The following is a 1,678-nucleotide window of genomic DNA, read 5'->3' on the forward strand; positions in this document are numbered from 1 at the left end:
CCTCGCGCTTTCGCGAGTGGGCCTGTCCGGGTCTTGATCAAATAAGCGGAGAGTGCTGCTGACCTGCAACGATGGGACTTGTCGAGGGTCCTGTCAGCTGCGAGGAAAGAAGCACTCTCCAGGTGAAGAAGCGTAGCGGGTCGTATCCGCGTGTTCGTGTCGAGGGCGGCGGCCGTGGGGTGGTCTCGCAGGCCGGGGCGGTGCTGCTGGTCGAGACGGTCCGCAAGTCCGGGCTGGACACCGCGATATCGGCTGCACTGGCGCCGTGGCGCAAGCCGCGGGCAGTGCACGATCCGGGGAAGATCCTGCTGGATGTGGCCCTGGCCGTCGCGTTCGGCGGGGACTGTCTGGCCGACGTCGGCATGCTGCGGGCCGAGCCCGATGTGTTCGGCTCCGTGGCCTCCGATCCGACGGTCTCCCGTCTCGTCGACGCTCTCGCTGCAGCCGGCCCGAAGGCTCTCACCGCGATCCGGTCGGCGCGGGCCGAAGTGCGGTCGCGGGTCTGGGAGTTGGCCGGTGCGGATGGTCCGGCCGCCGGTGGCAACGTGATCGTGGACATCGACGGCGTCCTCGTCCTGGCGCACTCCGAGAAGCAGGATGCCACCGCGACCTGGAAGAAGACCTTCGGCCATCACCCGCTCGTCGCGTTCGTCGACCACGGCGAGGCCGGGTCGGGGGAACCGGTGGCCGCGCTGCTTCGGCCCGGCAACGCAGGCTCCAACACCGCCGCCGACCACATCGAAACGGCCCAACTCGCCCTGGCCCAGCTGCCCAGACACCTGCGGCGGGGGCGGCAGACGCTGATCCGGACCGACTCCGCCGGCGGCACCCACGCCTTCCTCGACTGGCTCTCCCGCCGGGGCCGGTGGCTGTCGTATTCCGTCGGAATGACCATCACCGACGCCATCCACCAGGCCGTTCTGAAGATCCCGAAGAAGGCATGGACACCGGCCTACGACGCCGGCGGCACCGAACGGCCCGGCGCCTGGGTCGCAGAGATCACCGACATCCCCGACCTGAGCACCTGGCCGAAAGGGATGCGGCTGGTCGTCCGCAAGGAACGACCGCACCCCGGCGCCCAGTTGCGCTTCACCGACCTCGACGGACTACGGCTGACCTGCTTCGCGACCAACACAAAAGGCAGCCAGCTCGCCGACCTCGAACTGCGTCACCGACGGCGGGCCCGCTGCGAAGACCGCATCCGAAACGCCCGCGACACCGGACTGCGCAACCTGCCCCTGCACGACACCGCCCAGAACCGGATCTGGCTGGAGATCGTCTCCCTCGCGCTCGACCTCCTCGCCTGGATGCCGATGCTCGCCCTGACCGGCAAACCCCGCCGCTGGGAGCCCAAACGGCTTCGCCTGCGGCTGTTCTCCGCCGCCGCCCAGCTGGTCACCACCGGCCGCCGCCACCGGCTCCGCTTCACCGCCCGATGGCCCTGGACGGATGTGATCACCCGCGCGATCCAGCGACTCGCAGCCCTCCCGAACCCCGGCTGACCAGCGACTCCGACCATCCCGACGAACCACAGCAACATCCCGGAGCCGTGGAACCCCGGCGCCCACCCGACGCGACAGCCGGGTCACCAACCTGCCCCAGCCCACGAAATTCCGCACCACGCAAGCACAGAGTCCCCGTCAGCGAACCGACGATGACTCATGAACGATCGAGGCTA

1 protein-coding gene is annotated in these 1,678 nt (G+C 69.3%); it reads left to right on the forward strand.

Going from position 1 to position 1,678, the window contains the following annotated elements; genetic code table 11:
• The first annotated feature begins 122 nt into the window (after positions 1-122).
• The gene (locus tag SPR02S_RS54690) at positions 123-1,502 is read left to right on the forward strand and encodes an IS1380 family transposase (RefSeq protein WP_026151767.1); all 1,380 of its coding nucleotides are present in this window, start codon (positions 123-125) and stop codon (positions 1,500-1,502) included.
• Positions 1,503-1,678: the final 176 nt, after the last annotated feature.

Source organism: Streptomyces prunicolor NBRC 13075 (assembly GCF_000367365.1).
Classification (GTDB): Bacteria; Actinomycetota; Actinomycetes; order Streptomycetales; family Streptomycetaceae; genus Streptomyces; species Streptomyces prunicolor.